Annotated in this window: 2 protein-coding genes; both read left to right on the top strand. The window is 52.4% G+C overall.

The genetic code is table 11. The annotated features are described in order from the left end of the window. Nucleotides 1-230: hypothetical protein (locus IR083_RS10325; RefSeq protein WP_194224258.1), on the top strand; the 230-nt coding region annotated here is incomplete at its 5' end. A 533-nt stretch (nucleotides 231-763) separates the two neighbouring features. Further along, nucleotides 764-1,909 carry a hypothetical protein gene (locus tag IR083_RS10320; protein ID WP_194224257.1) on the top strand — a complete coding sequence of 382 codons (1,146 nt, stop codon included), beginning with the start codon at nucleotides 764-766 and terminating at the stop codon, nucleotides 1,907-1,909. Nucleotides 1,910-2,763: the final 854 nt, after the last annotated feature.

Here is a 2,763-nt window from a genome sequence, read left to right as displayed (position 1 = left end):
CCCTGTTGGCGCTCAACAGCCTGCAACCGCTCGTCACAGCCGATGAAGATATCACAGCCGATGTGCGTACTTCTTACAAGGGTACCAGAGTGAACAATACTACCGTGGCAAACGGACTGACAGCCCGTGAATATATCTGGGGCGGTACCGTTTGGAAAACACCGGAAGAATATGAAAACTCCCGGAAACAGGATAAAAAATTACCAACCCATAAACCAATAGAACAATGAGACAAACCTTAATAAAACAAATAGTGATAACCGCCGGTGTCCTTTTATTGAGCACAGCCGGCTATAGCCAGGTGACCATCGGTTCGAATATTGAACCTGCCAAAGGGGCCCTGCTTGATCTGAAGAGCAACAATGCCGCCCTTCCGGGCGGGGCCACTACCGGCACCGGTGGCGGAGGCCTTCTCCTGCCGCGGGTACAGTTGGTAGACCCCTCCAGCCTGGAGCCTTTTATATCCCTTGCCGAACAGGCCTCGGACGTGCGTATCAAGTCTGATCATAAAGGGCTTGTCGTTTATAATATAACAAACAACTCGCTATTTACGCCGGGGCAATATATCTGGTCGGGCAACACCTGGCTTCCGGCCGGCGGCGGTGGTGGCGGCACCAGCGGTATCACCGCGATCAACGGGTTGCAGAAGGATGTGTATATGCCGGATCAGATCACCCTGGGCGGCGATCTGCAATGGAATACCCAACTCACACAGGCAGGCAATGACTTCACCTTTCAGGGAGCCGAAAACCAAAACAATGTCATGATACAGCCCAGGCTGCGTATCCAGTCGGGAAGTCCCGCCGATGGCAAAGTGCTAACCTCGGATCCGGTTGGAAACGCCACCTGGGAATCCGCTCCGCTGAAAGGTGTTGTAGCCGGCCACGGCCTGGCTACAGAGGGGGCCGGAACTAAAACCAGCCCGCTGATGGTAAAATTGATCGACGCAAACACTGACGGTCAGTTTCTGAAATGGAATAATACAACCGGGCAATGGGAACTGGCTCCCGGTTATACGGGCACTGCCCCTATCACTGTGTCGGCCGCCAACGCGATCAGCCTGAACGATCGAGGTGTTACTAATGCTAAGCTGCGGGATGACGCCGTGAACAGCGCAAAAATAGAGGATAACACAGTTACCAGTCTCGATATACTGGACGGAACCATCACCGGTACAGATATCGCAAATACAACCATTACCCAGGCCAAACTGGTAGGCGGAACTGCCGGGCAGGTACTGACCGCCACCGGCGCCGCCACAGCTCCTACCTGGCAAGCCGTGCCGGCCGACCCCGATAATATAGTAGGCAACGAGGTAGTCGGCGCCACATTAAACGGAGGGCTGATCCGTGCCGGAACCCCAACGGCAGCGAACCCATATACACTTGGCATAGCCCAGCAGGGGGTGCAAACGGGGATGCTGGCCGATCAAGCTGTGACGAGCATTAAAATAGCTGATGGCACAATAGTAAACGCAGACATATCTAATAACACTATTCAGGCGGACAGGCTGACGGGTACAGGGAGCTCGTCGGGTATGGTGCTGACAAGCAGCGGACCGGGTACTGCCCCTGTGTGGTCAACGGTGTACTCGGGAGGCGTGTCTGGTCAAGTTATAGAGGCCGGTTCGAGCGCTGCTATCTGCCTAAATGCCCCAGCCACCTTTACCTCCGGTACCACGTTAGAGGTGATCGCAGAAGGCTCAGGCATTATCGTGTCGCAAATTTCTACAACCTTCCCGGGCGGCTTTTACAACGCGTCGGGGCGGGAAGGACAGCTGTACGACGCTCCTTGGGTCATAGGCTACTCCGCTCCGTCCTACAGCCTGCCGCGCGGATCCGTAATCTTCGTGATATGCGCCCTGACTAGAACCCGAGTCAACGCATCGTGGCGCGTTACTCCTTACTAAAAAATGTTAAAGTATAACAGTGCCATGCGTTCCGTTCACGGGCTAGCCCCGCCCCTACCTGAGGTTGCATCGGCCGACCCTATCTCCGTGCAAAAGATGGCGCTGTTCTTACGCGGATCACAATAAATTGATGTAAAGGCTATTATCCAAACATCTGATACGCTTTACGAATATGAAACGAATAAAAATGATAAGTCAGGATATATACGATACCGGTTAATGAGCTGGTATCGTAGGTTTTAAGCAGAGGTGACCCTACCGATTGCTTATGCATAAGAGAAAGCTGGACCCCAAACCATTAAAGGGAATAATAGAAGCCAGTAGGTAGCTAAGTTTTAAGGTTGAATTTTTTTACTAACGCCCAACCAAAGATTGTTTGTGTTCCGTTTGGTCTTTTTCGCCCTATGGGCGCCGCATCCTGAATGTAATTGGTGTCAGCGGACGCACATTGGTTCCGCAGGCGGGGCACCCAACCCGTAAGCCGGGGGTGTCGAGTAAAATACGGTGTCTATATACCTGGCTGATGAACCGGCTACCGCCAATCCCGGGGCTTCGCCGGCTTATCCATGGGTTAACGCACTGAAGTTATGTTTTTTAGCCAAAGACGGCCTAGTTTCAGTGTATGATTTTATCCCGCGGGAATCCCCCGCGGGATAATAACGGCTCCACCGGGGAAAAAGGACTGAAGATCAAAACTTACTAACAAAAAACAATACATATAAAACGACACGATTACTATGCTACTCACACGCATAAAAAAGTTGCTAGGTATTGAAAAGGAGATCCTGCTGTCCGTACCCGATACCTATCCCACCTGGCATAGCCGTTACGGCGAGGACACACATTTTGCCAGG

The organism is Dysgonomonas sp. GY75 (assembly GCF_015234155.1).
GTDB lineage: Bacteria > Bacteroidota > Bacteroidia > Bacteroidales > Dysgonomonadaceae > Dysgonomonas > Dysgonomonas gadei.
Note: the sequence above shows the minus strand (reverse complement) of the source record. Positions and strands in the feature narration are given on the sequence as shown.

Bases quoted from the DNA above. Each gene is read 5' to 3' on its own strand.
- IR083_RS10320 (WP_194224257.1), top strand. From the start codon at position 764: ATGATACAGCCCAGGCTGCGTATCCAGTCGGGAAGTCCCGCCGATGGC.